At 34.2% G+C, this 19,678-nt stretch carries 24 protein-coding genes; 6 read left to right on the top strand and 18 right to left on the bottom strand.

Annotated elements, in window-relative coordinates:
- Nucleotides 1-10: 10 nt before the first annotated feature.
- From rplN to rpsJ, 12 genes are all read right to left on the bottom strand, one after another.
- Complete coding sequence (gene rplN, locus LQ679_RS03460) at nucleotides 11-379, bottom strand: 50S ribosomal protein L14 (RefSeq protein WP_016911102.1); 369 nt, start codon at nucleotides 377-379, stop codon at nucleotides 11-13.
- Nucleotides 380-412: 33 nt separating this feature from the next.
- The gene (gene rpsQ / locus LQ679_RS03455; RefSeq protein ID WP_016911101.1) at nucleotides 413-676 is read right to left on the bottom strand and encodes a 30S ribosomal protein S17; all 264 of its coding nucleotides are present in this window, start codon (nucleotides 674-676) and stop codon (nucleotides 413-415) included.
- Between the two features lie 23 nt (nucleotides 677-699).
- Nucleotides 700-915: a 50S ribosomal protein L29 gene (gene rpmC, locus LQ679_RS03450; protein WP_016998808.1), complete on the bottom strand. Its 216-nt coding sequence runs from the start codon at nucleotides 913-915 to the stop codon at nucleotides 700-702.
- Nucleotides 905-1,339, bottom strand: a complete 435-nt coding sequence (rplP, locus tag LQ679_RS03445; protein ID WP_016998807.1) for a 50S ribosomal protein L16 — start codon at nucleotides 1,337-1,339, stop codon at nucleotides 905-907. Before rplP ends, rpmC begins: the two co-directional genes overlap by 11 nt.
- Nucleotides 1,340-1,341: 2 nt before the next feature.
- On the bottom strand, nucleotides 1,342-1,995 hold the full coding sequence (gene rpsC / locus LQ679_RS03440; RefSeq protein WP_025906790.1) for a 30S ribosomal protein S3: 654 nt from the start codon (nucleotides 1,993-1,995) through the stop codon (nucleotides 1,342-1,344).
- Nucleotides 1,996-2,023: 28 nt separating this feature from the next.
- The gene (gene rplV, locus LQ679_RS03435; RefSeq protein ID WP_025906791.1) at nucleotides 2,024-2,380 is read right to left on the bottom strand and encodes a 50S ribosomal protein L22; all 357 of its coding nucleotides are present in this window, start codon (nucleotides 2,378-2,380) and stop codon (nucleotides 2,024-2,026) included.
- 25 nt (nucleotides 2,381-2,405) lie between these two features.
- A complete protein-coding gene (rpsS, locus tag LQ679_RS03430) occupies nucleotides 2,406-2,684 on the bottom strand; it encodes a 30S ribosomal protein S19 (protein ID WP_025906792.1) in 279 nt (92 codons plus the stop codon).
- Nucleotides 2,685-2,748: 64 nt separating this feature from the next.
- Nucleotides 2,749-3,582 carry a 50S ribosomal protein L2 gene (gene rplB / locus LQ679_RS03425; RefSeq protein WP_025906793.1) on the bottom strand — a complete coding sequence of 278 codons (834 nt, stop codon included), beginning with the start codon at nucleotides 3,580-3,582 and terminating at the stop codon, nucleotides 2,749-2,751.
- 31 nt (nucleotides 3,583-3,613) lie between these two features.
- Nucleotides 3,614-3,892, bottom strand: a complete 279-nt coding sequence (gene rplW / locus LQ679_RS03420) for a 50S ribosomal protein L23 (RefSeq protein ID WP_025906794.1) — start codon at nucleotides 3,890-3,892, stop codon at nucleotides 3,614-3,616.
- Nucleotides 3,892-4,515 carry a 50S ribosomal protein L4 gene (gene rplD / locus LQ679_RS03415; RefSeq protein WP_025906795.1) on the bottom strand — a complete coding sequence of 208 codons (624 nt, stop codon included), beginning with the start codon at nucleotides 4,513-4,515 and terminating at the stop codon, nucleotides 3,892-3,894. Before rplD ends, rplW begins: the two co-directional genes overlap by 1 nt.
- Nucleotides 4,516-4,544: 29 nt before the next feature.
- Nucleotides 4,545-5,207 (bottom strand): 50S ribosomal protein L3, encoded by a 663-nt coding sequence (gene rplC, locus LQ679_RS03410; protein ID WP_025906796.1) that lies wholly within the window; start codon nucleotides 5,205-5,207, stop codon nucleotides 4,545-4,547.
- Nucleotides 5,208-5,238: 31 nt separating this feature from the next.
- Nucleotides 5,239-5,547, bottom strand: a complete 309-nt coding sequence (rpsJ, locus tag LQ679_RS03405) for a 30S ribosomal protein S10 (protein WP_016998799.1) — start codon at nucleotides 5,545-5,547, stop codon at nucleotides 5,239-5,241.
- A gap of 316 nt (nucleotides 5,548-5,863) precedes the next feature.
- On the opposite strand from rpsJ, the gene LQ679_RS03400 reads away from it, so the two are divergent.
- Nucleotides 5,864-6,232, top strand: coding sequence for a hypothetical protein (locus LQ679_RS03400; protein ID WP_025906797.1), 369 nt, complete (start codon nucleotides 5,864-5,866; stop codon nucleotides 6,230-6,232).
- A 55-nt stretch (nucleotides 6,233-6,287) separates the two neighbouring features.
- Here the strand turns inward: LQ679_RS03400 and LQ679_RS03395 are convergent, their stop codons facing one another.
- Nucleotides 6,288-7,622 carry an NCS2 family permease gene (locus LQ679_RS03395; protein ID WP_025906798.1) on the bottom strand — a complete coding sequence of 445 codons (1,335 nt, stop codon included), beginning with the start codon at nucleotides 7,620-7,622 and terminating at the stop codon, nucleotides 6,288-6,290.
- A 228-nt stretch (nucleotides 7,623-7,850) separates the two neighbouring features.
- Nucleotides 7,851-9,986: a DNA topoisomerase III gene (locus tag LQ679_RS03390; RefSeq protein WP_239762091.1), complete on the bottom strand. Its 2,136-nt coding sequence runs from the start codon at nucleotides 9,984-9,986 to the stop codon at nucleotides 7,851-7,853.
- A 142-nt stretch (nucleotides 9,987-10,128) separates the two neighbouring features.
- Here LQ679_RS03390 and LQ679_RS03385 point away from each other — a divergent pair, with 142 nt between their 5' ends.
- The 3 genes from LQ679_RS03385 (at nucleotide 10,129) to LQ679_RS03375 (ending at nucleotide 12,836) form a co-directional block, all read left to right on the top strand.
- On the top strand, nucleotides 10,129-11,001 hold the full coding sequence (locus tag LQ679_RS03385) for a GNAT family N-acetyltransferase (RefSeq protein WP_191836488.1): 873 nt from the start codon (nucleotides 10,129-10,131) through the stop codon (nucleotides 10,999-11,001).
- 161 nt (nucleotides 11,002-11,162) lie between these two features.
- Nucleotides 11,163-12,020, top strand: coding sequence for a GRP family sugar transporter (locus tag LQ679_RS03380; protein ID WP_037589021.1), 858 nt, complete (start codon nucleotides 11,163-11,165; stop codon nucleotides 12,018-12,020).
- A gap of 30 nt (nucleotides 12,021-12,050) precedes the next feature.
- Nucleotides 12,051-12,836, top strand: a complete 786-nt coding sequence (locus LQ679_RS03375) for a glucose 1-dehydrogenase (RefSeq protein ID WP_037589022.1) — start codon at nucleotides 12,051-12,053, stop codon at nucleotides 12,834-12,836.
- A 51-nt stretch (nucleotides 12,837-12,887) separates the two neighbouring features.
- Here LQ679_RS03375 and LQ679_RS03370 read toward each other — a convergent pair whose 3' ends face one another.
- Both LQ679_RS03370 and ybaK read right to left on the bottom strand, forming a co-directional pair.
- The gene (locus tag LQ679_RS03370) at nucleotides 12,888-13,799 is read right to left on the bottom strand and encodes an AEC family transporter (RefSeq protein ID WP_239762090.1); all 912 of its coding nucleotides are present in this window, start codon (nucleotides 13,797-13,799) and stop codon (nucleotides 12,888-12,890) included.
- Between the two features lie 104 nt (nucleotides 13,800-13,903).
- Nucleotides 13,904-14,386 (bottom strand): Cys-tRNA(Pro) deacylase, encoded by a 483-nt coding sequence (gene ybaK, locus LQ679_RS03365; protein ID WP_239762089.1) that lies wholly within the window; start codon nucleotides 14,384-14,386, stop codon nucleotides 13,904-13,906.
- A 45-nt stretch (nucleotides 14,387-14,431) separates the two neighbouring features.
- Between ybaK and LQ679_RS03360 the strand changes: the two genes are divergently transcribed.
- Together LQ679_RS03360 and mspA are read left to right on the top strand one after the other, a co-directional pair.
- A complete protein-coding gene (locus LQ679_RS03360) occupies nucleotides 14,432-14,599 on the top strand; it encodes an SE1832 family protein (RefSeq protein ID WP_159315445.1) in 168 nt (55 codons plus the stop codon).
- A 15-nt stretch (nucleotides 14,600-14,614) separates the two neighbouring features.
- Entirely contained in the window at nucleotides 14,615-14,935 is a 321-nt protein-coding gene (gene mspA, locus LQ679_RS03355) for a membrane stabilizing protein MspA (protein WP_025906805.1), read from the top strand.
- Between the two features lie 69 nt (nucleotides 14,936-15,004).
- On the opposite strand, the gene LQ679_RS03350 is transcribed toward mspA, so the two are convergent.
- Nucleotides 15,005-16,165, bottom strand: coding sequence for an aminotransferase class I/II-fold pyridoxal phosphate-dependent enzyme (locus LQ679_RS03350; RefSeq protein WP_239762088.1), 1,161 nt, complete (start codon nucleotides 16,163-16,165; stop codon nucleotides 15,005-15,007).
- A gap of 267 nt (nucleotides 16,166-16,432) precedes the next feature.
- Nucleotides 16,433-19,597, bottom strand: a complete 3,165-nt coding sequence (locus tag LQ679_RS03345) for an efflux RND transporter permease subunit (protein WP_341715389.1) — start codon at nucleotides 19,595-19,597, stop codon at nucleotides 16,433-16,435.
- Nucleotides 19,598-19,678: the final 81 nt, after the last annotated feature.

The following is a 19,678-nucleotide window of genomic DNA, read 5'->3' as shown; positions in this document are numbered from 1 at the left end:
TCATTATAGATTAAAGTACCTCTGGCGCTAGAGAAACGATCTTCATGAAGTTACCTTCACGTAATTCACGCGCTACAGGACCGAATATACGTGTACCACGTGGACCTTTGTCATCACGGATGATTACACATGCATTTTCGTCAAATTTGATGTAAGAGCCATCTTCACGACGTACACCTGATTTAGTACGTACAACAACAGCTTTAACAACTTCACCTTTTTTAACAACGCCACCTGGTGTAGCATTTTTAACAGTAACGACGATTACATCACCAATGTTAGCTGTCTTACGACCAGATCCGCCTAAAACTTTAATTGTTAATACTTCACGAGCACCAGAGTTGTCTGCTACTTTTAAACGTGTTTCTTGTTGGATCATCTTTGTTTGACCTCCCTTATCTTTATACTTCTATTAAATAATTACTGATTCTTCAACGATTTCAACTAGACGGAAACGTTTAGTTGATGATAAAGGACGTGTTTCTGCAATCTTAACGATATCGCCCATTTTTGCTGAATTGTTTTCATCATGCGTTTTATATTTTTTTGAATATTTTACGCGTTTACCATATAATTTATGAGTTTTGTATGTTTCAACAACTACTGTAATAGTTTTATCCATTTTATCTGAAACTACTTTACCAACGTAAACTTTGCGGTCATTTCTTTCACTCACAGTAATGAACCTCCTCTACTTGATTATTTATTATCTGCTGCTTTCTCTTCTTCGATTTCTCTTTCGCGAACGATTGTTTTTAGACGTGCAATCGTCTTTTTAACTTTTCGAATGTTAGCAGTCTCTTCAAGTTGACCAGTTGCTAACTGAAAGCGTAAGTTGAATAATTGCTCTTTAGCTTCTTTGATTTCTTTTTCAATTTCAGTAGTGGTTAAATTTCTGATATCCTTAGCTTTCATTTGTGTCACCACCCAATTCTTCACGTTTTACAAACTTAGATTTAACTGGAAGTTTGTGTGCTGCAAGACGTAATGCTTCACGTGCAACTTCTTCTTGAACACCTGCAACTTCGAACAAGATACGTCCTGGTTTAACTACTGCTACCCATCCTTCAACTGCACCTTTACCTGAACCCATACGTACTTCTAAAGGTTTTTTAGTATATGGTGTATGTGGGAATATTTTGATCCATACTTTTCCGCCACGTTTCATGTAACGTGTCATTGCGATACGAGCTGATTCGATTTGACGAGAAGTAATCCAAGCTGCTGTTTGAGCTTGTAAACCGTACTCACCAAATGTTACTTCATTTCCGCCTTTTGAACGACCAGTTGTTTTTGGACGATGTTGACGACGGAATTTAACACGCTTTGGTAATAACATTATTATTTTCCTCCTTCACTAGACTTCTTTGTAGGAAGAACTTCTCCACGGTAGATCCATACTTTAACACCTAATTTACCGTAAGTAGTGTCGGCTTCTTCATGTGCGAAATCAATGTCTGCACGTAATGTATGAAGTGGAACAGTTCCTTCTGAATATTGTTCTGCACGAGCGATATCTGCGCCACCTAAACGACCAGATACTTGAGTTTTGATACCTTTAGCTCCCAATTTCATAGCACGTTGGATAGCTTGTTTTTGAGCACGACGGAAAGATACACGGTTTTCTAATTGACGAGCAATGTTATTTGCTACCAATGTTGCATCTAAATCAACTTTTTTGATTTCGATAACGTTGATGTGTACTTTTTTGTTAGTCAATGCGTTTAATTTGTTACGTAATTTTTCAATTTCTGAACCGCCTTTACCAATAACCATACCTGGTTTACCAGTGTGGATAGCGATATTGATACGGTTTGCTGCACGTTCAATTTCAACACTTGAAACTGAAGCTTCTTTTAATGCTTCTGCGATATATTTACGAACTTTTAAGTCTTCATGTAAAAGTGTTGCGAAGTCTTTGCCTGCATACCACTTTGCTTCCCAGTCACGAATTACACCGACACGAAGTCCGATTGGATTAATTTTTTGACCCACTATATTCCCTCCTTAATGATTTAGTTAATTATGCTTCTTTAACTTCTTTAGCTTCTTTTTCGCCAACTACGATTGTAATATGGCTAGTACGTTTGTTAATCGCACTTGCACGACCTTGTGCACGTGGACGGAAACGTTTCAATGTAGGTCCTTCATTAGCGTAAGCTTCTTTTACTACTAATGTGTCAGGATTTAAATCATAATTATGTTCTGCATTTGCTAATGCTGACATTAATAATTTTTCAACAACAGGTGATGTTGCTTTGTTTGTTAATTTTAAGATGGCAATTGCTTCTGCCACTTCTTTACCTCTAATAAGATCTAAAACTAATCTCACTTTACGAGGTGCGATTCTTATTGTTCTAGCAACCGCTTTTGCTTCCATTGTGACTTCCTCCTCTTTTTAGAAATTAGCGTTTAGTCTTTTTGTCGTCTGCAGCATGACCTTTATAAGTACGTGTAGGTGCAAACTCTCCTAATTTATGTCCAACCATATCTTCAGTAATGAAAACTGGCACATGTTTACGACCATCATATACTGCTATTGTATGTCCGATGAAGTTAGGAAATACTGTTGAACGACGAGACCATGTTTTAATAACTGATTTTTTTTCACCTTCGTTTTGAGCTTCAACTTTTTTCATTAAATGATCATCAACGAAAGGTCCTTTTTTAAGACTACGAGCCATTATGGCGCCTCCCTTCTTATTTAATGCGCGCGGCATCTAAGCCGCACACGTAAATAAGGTATTATTATTTTTTCTTACGACCACGAACGATAAATTTAGATGAACGTTGGTTTTGTTTACGAGTTTTCTTACCAAGTGTTGGTTTGCCCCATGGAGACATTGGTGATTTAAGACCGATTGGTGTACGACCTTCACCACCACCGTGAGGGTGATCGTTAGGGTTCATTACAGAACCACGAACTGTAGGACGTTTACCCATCCATCTAGAACGACCAGCTTTACCAATTGTGATTAATTCGTGTTGTTCGTTACCAACTTGACCGATTGTTGCACGACAAGTAGATAAGATCATACGAACTTCACCTGATTTAAGACGAACTAGTACGTATTTACCTTCTTTACCAAGTACTTGAGCACTTGTACCAGCTGAACGGACTAATTGTCCACCTTTACCTGGTTTTAATTCGATATTGTGAATTGTAGTACCAACTGGGATATCAGTTAATGCTAATGCATTACCTACTTTGATATCTGCATCTGGACCATTGAATACTTCTTGTCCTACTTTTAATCCTTTAGGAGCAATGATATATCTTTTTTCACCATCTGCGTATACTAATAATGCGATATTAGCTGAACGGTTTGGATCATACTCGATAGTTGCTACTTTAGCAGGAATTCCATCTTTGTTACGTTTGAAATCAATTACACGGTATTGACGTTTATGACCGCCACCTCTGTGACGAACTGTCAATTTACCTTGGTTGTTACGTCCCGCTTTTCTCGGAAGCGGTTGTAATAAAGACTTTTCAGGAGTCGTTGATGTAATTTCAGCGAAATCTGAAGATGTCATATTACGACGACCATTTGTAATTGGCTTATACTTTTTAAGAGCCATTGTCGTTTTACCTCCTTAATGGTAATTGTTTTTAGTTAAATAGGTCTATTGAAGAACCTTCTTTTAGAGTTACGATTGCTTTACGACGTTTGTTAGTGAAACCATTGTAACGACCAACACGTTTAGCTTTTGCTTTAACGTTCATGATATTTACTGTATCAACTTTCACGTCGAAAATTTCTTCGATTGCGATTTTTACTTGTGTTTTGTTTGCACGTGTATCTACATCAAATGTGTATTTATCTAAAGCCATATCTGATGAAGATTTTTCTGTGATTACGGGGCGCTTAATAACATCTCTTGCTTCCATTATGCGAGCACCTCCTCTACTTTATCCACTGCTGCTTTAGTTATTACGACTTTACTAGAATCTAAGATATCTAATACGTTTAAGCTTTGAGCGTCGATAACTTTAACACCTGGAATGTTACGAGCTGATAATTCAACGTTGCTGTCTACAGTATCAACGATGAATAAAACTTTCTTAGAAAGTTCTAAGTTGCTCATTACATTTTTGAATTCTTTTGTTTTAGGTGCATCAAAGTTGAATGCTTCTAAAACTGTTAATTCGTTACCACTTACTTTTGAAGATAATGCAGAACGTAATGCTAAACGACGCATTTTCTTAGGCATTTTGTAAGAATAACTTCTTGGTGTAGGACCGAATACGATACCACCACCACGCCATTGTGGCGCACGGATTGTACCTTGACGAGCACGACCTGTACCTTTTTGTTTCCAAGGTTTACGTCCACCACCACGAACTGCTGAACGATTTTTAACTGCGTGAGTACCTTGGCGTAATGAAGCACGTTGTAAGTTGACTGCTTCGAATAATACGTGTTGGTTTGGTTCGATACCAAATACACTATCATTTAATTCGATAGAACCTGATTTTGATCCATCTACTTTTAATACATCAATATTAGCCATAATGTTGTTTCCTCCTTTCACCTAAATAATTATTTATTACCTTTTTTAATTGAAGTTGTAAGTTTTACTAAACCTTTTTTAGGACCTGGCACGTTACCTTTAACTAAAATTACGTTATTTTCTGCATCAACTTTAACTACTTCTAAGTTTTGCATAGTAACTGTGTTTCCGCCCATACGGCCTGGTAATTCTTTACCTTTAAATACTTTAGAAGCATCTGAAGCCATACCCATTGAACCAGAGCCTCTGTGGTAACGAGAACCGTGACTCATTGGTCCACGAGAGAAACCGTGGCGTTTAATAGAGCCTTGGAAACCTTTACCTTTTGAAACGCCTGTTGCATCAATAATGTCTCCTGCTTGGAAAGTATCTACAGTGACTTCTTGACCTACCTCGTATGCTGAAACATCAATGTTTCTGAATTCACGAGTGAAGCGCTTAGGTGCTGTACCTGCTTTTTTAGCATGGCCTTCAGCAGCTTTAGTAGCATATTTGTTAGATTTACGATCTTTTTTATATGCTTGTTTGTCTTCAAAACCGATTTGAACAGCGTTGTAGCCGTCTACTTCTTCAGTTTTAGTTTGTAATACTACGTTTTGACTAGCTTCTACTACAGTAACTGGTATTAATTCACCGTTTTCTGCGAATACTTGAGTCATTCCAATTTTTCTTCCTAAGATTCCTTTGGTCATCGAAAGTCGCACCTCCTGTTATTTTAATGAATTATAATTTGATTTCGATGTCTACACCTGATGGTAAGTTTAAGCCCATAAGAGCATCAACTGTTTTTGGTGTAGGGTTAAGAATGTCGATTAAACGTTTATGCGTACGTTGTTCGAATTGTTCACGTGAGTCTTTGTACTTATGAACGGCACGGATTACAGTATAAACTGATTTCTCAGTTGGTAATGGAATCGGACCAGACACTTGAGCTCCTGAACGTTTAGCTGTTTCAACAATTTTCTCTGCTGATTGATCGATCATGCGGTGATCATACGCTTTTAAACGGATACGAATTTTTTGTTTTGCCATAATTTTCCCTCCTTGTTCGTCTACTTTATAGTGATAGACTTCTCCACGAAAACTCTCTCACACACCGCCATGGCAAAGCGGCCGGGTGTGTCAGTAACCTCTCGCTTCATCGCTTCTTAAAGTCCAACATTAGATATGATACATGATTTATTTCTATTAATCAATAGATAACCATATATTTTTTCTAATTTCATCTAACACATACCCAAGTATTATAACGGATTATGCGTTCTTTTTCAATAGGTAAAATTTAAATAGATAATTTGTAATCAAAATGTTATAATATAACAAGCAATTTTAACTAGGTGGTGAAATCATGAAAAGAGGAATTAAATCAGTGTTGCTAGTTCTTTCTATTATATTAGTTGTATCTGAGTTATTATTAGCCATTCCTTTTCTAGGTGGAGGAATCGTTCTTTCAACTGGTTATAATGCTTTGGTACTTAATGGAACGTTATACTTTATTACGACACTTATCCTATTAATAGATAACCAGAATTCTGTTAAAGTAATATTTGTTATTCCATTAATCGGACTAATCGCTAGCTTTGTTGCAATCATTCCTATTATTGGCTGGTTATTACATATCGTAATGGTCGTTTTAATGATCATCTTCTTATTTACGATTATAATTGCCCCAGTATATATCCCATCTAAATATTACAAGACTACTTATAAAAGTTAATATATAAATAGAAAGCCACGAGACTTCATTAAATGAAATCTCGTGGCTTTTTTTATTATGCATGTACAAATACAAAGTAAGCGACAAAGACGAAGAATAAACCGTACATAATTGGGTGAATTTCTTTATGTCTTTTTGCTACGATCATTGTAATTGGGTAGAATATAAATCCACACGCGATACCTGTTGCAATTGAATATGTTAAAGGCATCATAATCATTGTTAAGAAAGCTGGTACTGCTATCTCAAATTTTTGCCAATCAATTTTACCTAAGTTACTAACCATCAATACACCTACTATAACTAGTGCTGGTGCTGTAACCGCACTTGTAACAACTGCCATTAATGGTGAGAATAATAATGCTGCCAAGAAACAAATACCTGTTACAACACTTGCGAATCCTGTACGTGCACCAACTGCAACACCTGCACTAGATTCTATATAACTTGTTGTAGTTGAAGTACCAAATATTGCACCTACAATTGTTGCTAATGAATCAGAGAATAATGCTTTACCTGCTCTAGGTAATTTATTATCTTTCATTAAACCAGCTTGGTTTGCAACCGCAACTAACGTTCCTGCAGTATCAAAGAAATCTATAAATAAGAAAGTTAAAACGACAATTAAGAATTGTACATTAAATATAGTAGATAAATCACCAAACGCTTCGAATGCTGCACCAAATGTTGGTGATACACTTGGTACCTTCCCTACTATACTATCTGGCATTGCAATTAAGCCTGTAATTAATCCCGCAATAGCTGTTAAGACCATTCCGATGAAAATTGCTCCTGGTAATTTTTTAGCCATTAATATAATAGTAATGATAATACCAAATACTGCTAATAGTACTTCTGGGTTATGCATTGTTCCAAGAGTAACTAAAGTTGAATCTTCTTTTTTAACAATACCTGCTCCTTGTAAACCTACAAAGGTAATAAACAATCCTATACCGGCAGATACAGCCATCTTTAATTCAAATGGTATTGCATTGATAATAACCTCTCGTAAACCACTCATCGTTAATATCGCAAATATAACACCTGAGAATAGTACGCCCGTTAAACCAGTTTGCCATGGAATACCCATTGTAAGCACAACTGTAAACGCGAAAAATGCATTTAATCCCATACCTGGTGCTAAAGCTATCGGGTATTTCGCTATGATACCCATAAATAAACAACCAACTAATGCTGCTAACGCTGTAGCAACAAACACAGAACCTTGGTCCATTCTCATTGAATCAGGTACATTTTCAACACTTGCCAAACTTAACATTGATGGGTTAACTGCTAATATGTATGCCATAGATAAGAATGTTGTTAAACCACCAAGAATTTCTCTTTTGTAATTTGTTCCCAATTCATCAAACTTAAAGTAACGTTTCATCATAAGACTCCTTTATTAATTTCAACACTGTACATTGTATTACTGGGAACATCAAAAATCAATACTTTTTACGAACATTTATATAATTAAATTTATTTATGTTCGTGTTATAGTTCGGTTTTTACGCTTTATAATCCGTGACAGTACGCTTCTAGCCAACTCTATTGCTGCTAAAAGAATAAAAAAACTGAGACATCACATGATGTCCCAGTCTCTATACATATTAAATTAGAACTTCAATCCTTTTAAAGCGTCTTTAAATGGATTGTTTTCTACTTCTTCAGTTTGCATATATTTCTTCATTTCTTTTTTGCCTATTTTGCCTGATTTTCTATTTTTAAGTCTTTCGTCCATATGCTCTTGTGTTTCTGTATGACCACACACACATCTATAAGTTGCTTTTTTACCTGTTCCATACAGTGTAAGTTTCTTCTTACAGTTTGGACATCTGGCATTCGTTTTTCTTTGTTGATTCTTCTTAGTCTTACATGTTGGATCTTGACAGACGAGCATTTGACCATTTTTCGTTTTAACTTTAAGCATAAATTTACCACAAGTCGGACATTCAGTAGTTGTGATATTATCATGCTTGAATTTATCATCACTTTCTTTAATATCCGCAATGATTTCTCTCGTGAAGTTTCTCATTTCATTCATAAATTTATTTTTAGAATAATTTCCTTTTTCGATTTGAGTTAACTTCATTTCCCAATCTGCCGTTAATTCTGGTGAAGTTAATTGTTCAGGTGCTAAGTTTAATAATTGTTTTCCTTTAGGCGTAATCTTAATTTTACCTTGCACCGCTTCTATTACATTAGAACTATATAACTTCTCAATGATATCCGCTCTAGTTGCAACTGTTCCGATACCACCTGTTTCATTTAAAGTTTGAGCCATTTTCTTATCTTTAAGTTTAAAGAAATGATGTGGTGATTCCATCGCTTTAAGTAAAGTTCCTTCATTGAAGTACGCAGGCGGTTCTGTATCTTTACTAACGACAGTCACTTTTTGTATGTTCACATGCTGCTGTTCTTCAAAAGGCAAAGCTTTCACATGCGTCTTTTCTTCATATAGTTCTTTAAAGCCTAATTCAACTGCTACTTCTTGTGTCAGTTTAAAAGTTTCCCCTTCACATGTTAATGTCACAGTTGTTTCTTCATATTGATATGGTGGTAATAATACTTCTAAAAATCTTTCAGCCACTAGCATATAAATTTTCTGTTCTCTAGGAGATAACTGATCAAAGTTAGGTCTCACTTCTGTTGGTACAATCGCATGGTGGTCTGAAACTTTCTTATTATCAACAAAATGTTTACCCGCTCTAATTGGTTTTTTAAGCAATGGTACAGCATGTGATTTAAGTGGTGTAGCACTTAATGATGATACTCGTTCTTTCAGAGAAGAAACCATATCATCTGTTAAATAGTTAGAATCTGTTCTTGGATAAGTCAATACTTTATGTTGTTCGTACAATGCTTGCATTGTATTCAACGTTTCTTTCGCACTCATTTTATAACGTTGATAAGCTGTTTGTTGCAAACTTGTAAGATCGTATAGCTTTTGAGGATACTTTGTTTTTTTCTTCTTCGAGATATTTTGGATAATACCCTTTTTATTTTGAACTTGTTGTTTAACTTGTTCTATTAAATCAGCATCAAATGTTTTATCTCCGCTCTTACTCAACCATTTAAATTTATAACCTTCTACTTCAATATTCATCTGATAATACTTTTCAGGTTTAAATGATTGAATTTCTTGTTGTCTCATTTGTACAAGATTTAAAGTTGGTGTTTGAACACGACCACATGATAATTGTGCGTCATATTTCGTTGTTAAAGCTCTAGTCGCATTTATACCGACAATCCAATCCGCTTCACTTCTACATAATGCTGCTTGATATAAATTGTTGTATGCTTCACCAGGTTTTAAATTTTGAAAGCCTGCTTTAATTGCTTTTTCAGTAACTGAACTGATCCATAGTCGCTTAATTTGCTTTTTAACTTTTGCTTTTTCAATAATTAACCTTGCAACAAGTTCACCTTCCCTACCAGCATCTGTCGCAATAATAATTGAATTTACATCGTCTCGTTTCATCAAATGTTGAACTGTATTAAATTGGCTTCTTGTTTTCTTAATTACAACATGTTTCATATAATCAGGAATTATTGGTAAGACATTTAAATTCCATTCTTTAAATTTCTTATCGTATTCTTCAGGCGTAGCATTCGTTACAAGATGTCCTAATGCCCAAGTAACGATATAATTTTTATTTTCAAAGTAACCTTTCTTCTGATCATGAATACCTAATGCTTTAGCGATGTCACGACCTACTGAAGGTTTTTCTGCAAGAACTAATGCTTTCATTTCTTTTCACCCATTCTTTTTTACATTCGTATTATTATAACATGAATAAAAAGTGTTCTAAAGGCATGAAAAACTTTTATAAATTTTCGATTAATCGTATAATGGAATAAAATAATCGTTGAATATTAAAGGAGTGACTATCATGCAAATACTGCCTCTTAAAGAAATCGATCCGATAGCTTCTTATTTACACGAAAAAAACAGGCAAGAAACAAACTACGTGACACATATACCTCAGTCAATAGAAGAGATTAAGAATGACTTAAGCCATAAATTTGATGAAACCACCTTCTACTATATAGAAGACAATGACACAATTACCGGGATATTAGGATTTGAGCGTGTAGATGATGAGACTGCAAATGTATGGGGACCAATCGTTAATAATACAAATGAAGAAACGTTAAACGCCTTAAAAGAAATATGGGAAACACTTTTAAATAATCATCCAAACATTAAATATTGCCACATTTCGCTACATAAAGATCACATTTTAAATAATAGTAAACTGAAAAGACTACATGCGGGATATGTAGAAACGCAATATACTTTAGAAATTCAACAACCACCTTTACCAATTGATAAGCAACACCAAATGACGCCATACAGCAAACCTTATTACTATGCCTTTAACAAATTACATTCCAATAGTTTCAAACATAGTGATATAAGTGCTGATGATATTATAGATTCACTAGATGACAATCATGCGCTTTATTTATATATAGCTGAAGGTCTTGTTAAAGGATACATCTATCTATCCATAGATATACCTGAGAAATTAGCCACAATTCCTAATTTAGCTTCTCACCATGATTACAGAAAACAAGGCATCGCGTTTCAAATGATTCATTTCGCGACGACAGAAGCATTTAATCATCAAGATGTCGAAACAGTTCGTATTTATGTAGATAGTAAAAAGCATGAACAAATACAATTATTATATGAAAAAGTCGGTTTCCACATCGTCAATGAAACACATCATTTTAAATATGTGAGACCATACGATGTATAATATTTAAACTAAGGCTCATGAATGCTTAATAAGCGCTCATGGGTCTTTTTTAATAGTAAAATTACATTGTGAGCTATATGTTTTACAATAAAAAAGTTTCGGGCGTATAATACTTGGGTAGTTTAAATAATACAAATAAATAGAGAAAGCGAGTCTTGTGTATGGAATACCTTATAGCGCTATTACCAGCATTGTTCTGGGGAAGCGTCGTATTAATCAATGTTAAAGTTGGTGGAGGTCCTTATAACCAAATTTTAGGTACAACAATCGGGGCTTTCATCATCGGTTTATGTCTATTCTTCTTTGGTGATGTGCACTTTACATTCACTACAATTATTATCGGTATGATTTCTGGTGCTTTCTGGGCACTTGGACAAGGATTTCAACTTAGAAGTGTAGACTTAATTGGCGTTTCAATAACGATGCCTATATCTACAGGCTTACAATTACTTGGAACAACATTATTCAGTGCTGCATTTTTAGGAGAATGGTCAACAGGTACGCAAGTTGCACTTGGCCTATCAGGTTTAGTGTTACTGATTATCGGTGTGATATTTACATCTGTTCAGAAAAAAGGTTCTGGAAATAGCGGAAATACTAAAAAGCTTGGTAAAGCTATTCCAATATTACTCATCTCTACTGTCGGTTATGTCGTATACGTTGTAATCGGCCAAGTATTCGGTGTTGAAGGTTGGGATGCATTATTTCCACAATCTATAGGTATGGTAATTGGGGGGATCATTTTATCATTCAAACATAAACCTACTGTTAAACATACGACACTCAACTTATTGCCAGGGATTGTATGGGCATTAGGTAATATGTTCCTATTCATTTCACAACCAAAAGTTGGTGTCGGAACGAGCTTTTCATTTTCACAAATGTTAGTAATCGTTTCTACTCTAGGTGGTATTTACCTATTAGGCGAACAAAAAACAAAACGCCAAATGACATTTATTTGGATAGGTATCGTGTTAATCATTATTGCAGCATTCATTATTGGTGCAGCTAAAGGGTAAACTCAATATATAAAAATAGGAGTGTTTAATATGTATGAAGATTTAAAAGATAAAGTTGTGATTGTCACTGGTGGTAACAGTGGTATTGGTAAAGCAACTGCTGAACGATTTGGTAAAGAAGGATCAAAAGTTGTTATTGGATATTTAGATCACGTTGAAGAAGCTGAAAAAATCGTTCAATCTATTAAAGATTCTGGTGCTGACGCGGTTGCTATTAAAGCAGACGTTTCAGTAGAAGCAGATATCAAGAACTTGATTCAACAAACACATGAAACATTTGGTCGTATAGATGTGTTAATCAATAATGCTGGTTTCGAAAAACCAATTCCATCTCATGAAATGAGTTTAGAAGAATGGTCTAAAGTTATCGATATCAACTTAACAGGTGCTTTTATTGGTAGTAGAGAAGTCATTAATTACTATTTAGAGCATGATATTAAAGGTCAAATCATCAATACTGCAAGTGTGCACGATGTTATTCCTTGGCCAAACTACGTCAATTACGCAGCAAGTAAAGGCGGCTTAAAATTGATGATGGAAACTTTATCTATGGAATACGGTAAAAATGGTATAAGAATTAATAATGTTTCTCCAGGGGCTATTGTTACAGAACATACTCGCGAAAAATTCTCTGACCCAGCAACACGCGAAGAAACATTAGAAATGATTCCACTACATGAAATTGGTGAAGCGGATCAAGTTGCAAATATTAATGCATTCCTAGCTTCAGAACAAGCAAGTTACATTCACGGTACAACAATATATGTTGATGGCGGAATGACAAACTACCCTGCTTTCATGGGCGGTAAAGGTTAATAGATTACAAAAAGCGTTTGGATGCGAAATCCAAACGCTTTTTTTGTTTTATTAAACAAAGAAAAATTGATATACATATAAAATGACGATTGATATGACAATACTTAAATTAGTAGCCATACCCACTATAGGTAAAGTCTTATATTTAAATGTAATGGCATAAGACAGTACTGAAACACCTATAGGTAATAACCAACCAATAAGTAACGTCGTTTTGATCATTGGGTCATCAACAGGTAAGAAGAAATGAACAATTAATCCCATTAATAAACCAAAGCCATAATGAAATGCTAAGTATTTAACAACAATCGGTAAGTATGCTTTTTCGATTTTAAAATTCAAGAATAAACCTAATAAGATCATGGATAATGGCATATTCGCATTTGCAATAATTTCAAAGAAATCTATCGCTTTGTCAGGTACTTTAATGCTCATTATATTTAAGATAAACATAATCATATATGTCATAAGTGGTACGGTCTTTAATAAATTTAAACCCATTCGTTTAAAGTCAAATTGATCGCCACCATCATTGAAGTAACTACCAACAAAATATGTTACACCGAACATAATGATAGCTGTACCAATGTCTAACATACCAAAGTATAATAAACCATTTTTAGGCCAAATTTGTGCGACTAATGGATATGCAAACAGTCCAATATTAACTGAAGCGGCCATCATGCCCACAGTACCTCTTATTTGATTATTATATTTTTTCTTGAATAACCATATGATTAGTAGCTTTGCTATAATGCCGTACAATAGCATTAATATAGGAAGCCATCCTAAAGATAAATCTAAATCAGATCCATTTAAATTTACAATCACTAATGAAGGCAAAGTAACATTTAGTACAAGTGTTGCAAGTACATTACCATCAGAAGCTTTAAAGAATTTAAGCTTCTTTAGAACGTATCCTAAAGTAATTAATAAAATAATCATTATAAATTTTTCTGTCACTTTATCACTTCTCTCATTAAACTCACATTTATCTATATTAACAACAGTTTAACTTCTATGCACACTTTTTGTTTGAAATATTAATAAATTATACTAAAATTAGTTTAGTTATATTTAATAACATCATCAAATCTTACATCAATGACTTTGGCTAAATCTGCTGGATCAAGTTCAATCTGATAACCACGTTTACCTGCACTTACGATAAACGTTGATAATGATTCTGCATTGATATCAATTACGGTTTGATATGTTTTTTTCATACCTATTGGAGAACAACCGCCCCTTACATACCCTGTAACTTTGGTGAGTTGATCAAGTGGTAAGAGCTCTAATTTTTTCTGACCAACAGCTTTACTAGCTTTTTTCATATCAAGATGTTCAACGACTGGAATAACAAAGATGAAATATTCGCGATTCCCATTTGTTAATACAAGCGTCTTATACACTTGATGTTCTGGTTTCTGAATTAATTGCGCAACTTCATGACCATCTAAATGATCTTTTCCTATTTTAAATTCATGAGTATGATAAAATATATTATATTGATCTAAGATGCGCATCGCATTGGTTTTAACTTTTTTCAATTTATCACCTACTTCATAGCTATTTTATAAAAAGGAGTGTTTAAAATGGATTTAAACCAACAACTTTCTGAACTTAAATATGATTACATACGTATACAAAATGACCTAGAAAAGAGAGAATCTACTGGTCAAGCAACCGACTTACTTGAAAAACAACTTGTCAAAATCGAAGAAGAAATCAGTAAAGTTCGCACTCAACTTGATCAAGATTAACGAAAGGAAATGACTATGTTAATTCTCATACTTTTATTATTTACCATTATTTATCTTATTATTAGTTACTTAAGTATATACCAACTACATACGATGCTTACGCAAGCTTTAAGATTTATAATGGGGCTTATGCTTATTGTTTTTTTAGGCAGTATTGTATTTAGTTTTGCAATGCAAACTTGGTGGATATTAGCTGTATTGGTTTGTCTCGTTATCAATGTTGAAATCACAGCATTTAAATATCGTATTAAAGACCAAAAAGCGATTCAACTACTCAATTATATGTCGATCTTTATATTGATCATATTTGTGATTTTATTATTTATAGTGTTTTAATACCCTAAAGCATATCGACAAAATCTCATTTATGTAAAAAAGCTGAGAATATTTATTTCTCAGCTCTTTTTATTTGTATAAGTGAGCTAGACCTTGTAACCTCTTAGCACCTTCCAATAGTTCGTCATCACTTAACGCTAATGAGATTCTGACATAATTTTGACCATTATCGCCAAATGGTATACCTGGAGCAACTAAAATAGAAACCTCTTGTAATAAGTATTCTACAAATGCTTCTCCATCATAATCTGGAGGTGTTTGTAACCACAGGAATATACCACCTTTCATTGGCTCAAATGGTATACCTACTTCTCTTAATGACGCTTCAAATTGATCTCTTCTCGTCTTAAATATTTCATTTTGTTTAATAAGAAAATCATCACATTCATTTAAAGCGACAGTACTCGCATCTTGTAATGCACCAAACATACCAGCATATGTGTGGGTTTGGTATTTCTTTAAAGCAGCAATCATTTCTTTGTTACCGACTGCAAAGCCTACTCTGTAACCAGACATATTATACCCCTTCGATAAAGAAAATATCTCTACAGCTGTTTCTTTAGCACCTTCCGATTGGAGAATACTTGGATTATTCTGATCAAATCCGAAAGCACTATATGCAAAGTCATGTATAATATTTGTTTGTGTATCTTTAAATTTAGCAATCGTTTCATCAAAAAACTCTGTATTTGCAACAGAACCTGTTGGATTATTTGGATAAGTTAAATAAATTAATTTTGTCTTATCTAAGATTTCAGGTTCTATTTCATCCCACTGTGGTAAGTATTGATGTTCAGGTGTTAATTCTAAAGAATATGGTTTAGCACGAGCGAGTAGAACACCTGCTAAATAATCTGTATAGCCAGGATTCGGTAATAACACATGGTCATTAGGCTCTACGACACAAATCGGTAAACCGACCAAACCATTTTTTGTACCATATAAAATACATACTTCCTCTTCTTTATCTAAATCCACATCATATTGTCTCTTATAAAAATCTACAATCGCTTGTTTAAACGTGTCTTTACCATGAAAAGCACCATATTTCTGATTTTCTGGCTTTTGTACAGCTTTAATAAATTCATCTACGATAACTTTTGGCGTTTCACCATCTGGGACACCAACCGCCATATTAATTAACGGTAACGGACCATGTTCAACCTTACGTCCCATTGTCTTTCCAAAGTAACTGTCTGGTATTTCTGATAATAGTTTTGATATTGGCACAATAACGACTCCTCGAAATAAAATTCTTCAGACTATTTTTTGTATATGAATATATTCTATCAAAGTATGAAACACGAACAAGTATTTTCTTATTAAATGACTATGAAATAAATCATAATAGGTATATGGAATGGTTACTCAGGTTGCTTTTATTAGGATAGGCCGCCCTTAGTTACACTTCTCCCGACTTTTGTTACTAACGGCACCAATATATTTACTATATACAAAAACCCCTCCATGTCTCACAAACATGGAGGGGTTAATCATCTATTCTATACGTTCTTTTGGTCTTTTAAATATTGCTCGCTTAAATTTCATAATGATTTCATATGAAATTGGCACAACTAATAGTGTTAATAATGTTGAAGAAATTAATCCACCTATTACTGTAATTGCTAATGCTTTTGAAATAAGGACAGAACTTCCGCCACCAAATAATAGTGGTACTAATGCCCCGATTGTCGCAATAGCTGTCATTAAGATAGGTCTTAAACGCGTGCCTGCTGCTTCTATTAATGCTTCTCTTGTAGACATGCCCGCTTCTTCCATATTAATCACTCTATCTATTAATACAATTGCATTCGTTACAACAATACCAATCAACATTAACATACCAATCATACTTGGTACGGATATAGTTTCTTGTGTAATTAACAGTCCTGCGATTACACCAATAATAGATACTGGTAATGAGAATAATATTGCAAATGGTGCTAATCCACCTTTGAATGTTAATACGATTACTAAATATACGATTAGAATGGCTGCACCCATCGCAAGCAATAATTGTTCTATTGCTTCGTTGATGTCATCGTTTGTGCCGCCAACATTTAATTCAACATCTGTTGGTGTATCAATTTTAGAAACTTTTTGATTAACATCTGTTGTTACTTTAGCAACATCGTCTGCAGTGATTTTAGCATCTACAGAAACAGAAATTTTGTCATTTTCTCTTGTGATTGTATCTGGTGAAGTTGTTTTCTTCAATGTCGCAATATCACTTAGTTTCACATCTTTACCTAATGGAGATGTAATCTTAGTATCTTCTAATTTCTTCTCTGACCAATCAGTTTCTTCTTTCTTAGTCAGTTTAACATCGATAGATTTACCATCATCATTTAATTTAGTAACAACTTTTTCTTGTGTAGTTTGATTAAGCGTCATAGCAATTTGACCAGCTGAAAGTCCTAATTTGCTCGCTTTATTTTGATCGACTTTCACATCGTATTGCTCATAAGATTTAGAAAGGTTCGAACTTACGTTTTCTACACCTTTAACTTTCTTCATTTCTTTCTCTACGTCTTTAACTGTACCTTCTATTGCTTCAGTTGATGGACCTGATACTTTTACAGATACTTCGTTCGCTGTACCGCCAGTAGAGAAATCTTGTTGTTTCCATTCACCTTTATGGTTGAATTTACCGATATGATCCATAACTTCTTTACCGACATTATCCCAGTTAGGTGTATCTTTATCGTATTTAACCATTAAAGCCATGTCATTTTTGGCAGATGGATTAAATGGATTTTCTCCGCCTACACTATACTGAACAAATTCTACGTTTTTATCTTTTGATAAATATTTCTCAGCTTGTTCACCGTTTTTAACAACTTGATCTTCTTTTTCACCTGGTGAAGGTTTATAAGTTAGTGCTAACATTTTATCTTCACCTGTATCGATAAACGATTTACCGATATAAGGTGTAAATACAAGTGCAATACTTGCGATAACAAGCACAATACTTAATACAATAACGAGCCATTTATGATTTAAATTCCATTTTAAAATACCTTTGTATTTATCCGCTAACCAATGTCCTCTTTCTTTCTTAGCTTTCTTAATCCCATTTCTAAAGAAAATGTGTGAAAGTACTGGCACTATTGTTAATGCTATGAGTAGTGAAGCTAGTAAACTAAATGCTACTGCTAAAGCAAATGGTCTAAACATTTCTCCAATTTGTCCAGTTACAAAAGCTAACGGTAAGAATACGACAATTGTAACGATTGTTGAAGACATGATTGGAATAAACATTTCTTTCGTCGCACTTGTAATCAGTTTACTACCTTTCAGTTCTTCACCTTTATCCGACATGCGTCGATAAATATTCTCTATAACAACAATGGAGTCATCAATAACACGTCCAATTGCAACTGTTAATGCCCCTAAAGTTAAGATATTTAATGAAACATCCATCGCTTTTAGACCAATGAGTGCCATTAATAATGACATTGGAATAGAAACCATCGCGATAATAGTTGATTTAATATCTCTTAAGAAGAACATAATGATAATAACTGCAACGATAGAACCGATTAAAGCTTTCTCAACCATCGTCGATACTGAGTCTTTAATTGTTGATGCTGTTTCCATCAATTGTACAGATTCTATGTTCTTATGATCTTTCTTATAAGCTTCAAGTTCTTTGTCTACATTATCAACGACATCTACTAAATTGGCATCTGTAGATTTCGTTACTTGAAGCGCTAAAGCATCTTTACCATTCGTCTTAGAAATTGAATCTCGTTTCTTCTCTTGTTTAACATCTGCGATATCAGATAATTTTACAGATGGGATACTTTGAGATGCGCTACTATCACTTGATTCAGAACCCTCTTGACCTTGTTGAGCTTGCTGGCCTTGTTGTGATTGACTTGCTGCACTTTGCCCTCCACCACTTGAAGCGCCACCTGTCATAGGTATTTCTAAGTCTTTTAGCGCTTTAATTGAAGTAAACCTTCCATCTACAACGATTGATTTCAAATCATCACCAAATGTATATAAACCTAAAGGTGATTCTTTCGTAGCACCGTCGATATATTGAAGTACTTCATCTTCACTCATACCACGTTTCGTTAATTCATTTTGGTCAAATTCTAAATTGACTTCTTCTAATGTTTGACCTGACAATGATACATTTTGTACGCCGTCTACTTTTTCAAGTTTAGGTATTAAGTCTGATTGCATTTGTTTTGTGACTTTTTCAAGATCATCATCTTTATCAGAAATTGAATAACTCACAACTGGAAATGAGTACATAGACATTCTACTCATATCCGGATCTTGAACACCATCAGGTAAATCTAACGCTTCTAATTTCTTTCTTAATTCAGTCTCAGCTTCATCCATGTCTGTTTGATATGTATATTCTAATGTAATTGCTGAAGCATTTTCTAAAGACTGACTTGTGACATTTTGTACGCCTTCTAGATTTTGAACTTCTTTTTCAACTGGTTCTGTTACATTTTCTAGAACACTTTCAGGTGTTGCACCTGGATATGGTGTCGTAATTGTTATAACAGGTGTTGTAATATCCGGTAATAACTCTAGTTTCATTTTAAACGCTGAATATATGCCGCCAAGCAAAATAATAATCGTCATAAGCAAAATAGCAAATTTATTATTCAGCGAGAACTTGATCATTTTTTGAACCACTCAATTTCCCCCTAATTTATGATTTGTAAATAATTGTATAATAATTTAACGCTAAAACATACCTTATACATAAAGAAAGCA

The sequence above is a fragment of the Mammaliicoccus sp. I-M35 genome, assembly GCF_022386455.1.
In the GTDB taxonomy this organism is placed as follows: Bacteria; Bacillota; Bacilli; order Staphylococcales; family Staphylococcaceae; genus Mammaliicoccus; species Mammaliicoccus sciuri_A.
This window is presented reverse-complemented; position numbering and strand designations above follow the sequence as displayed.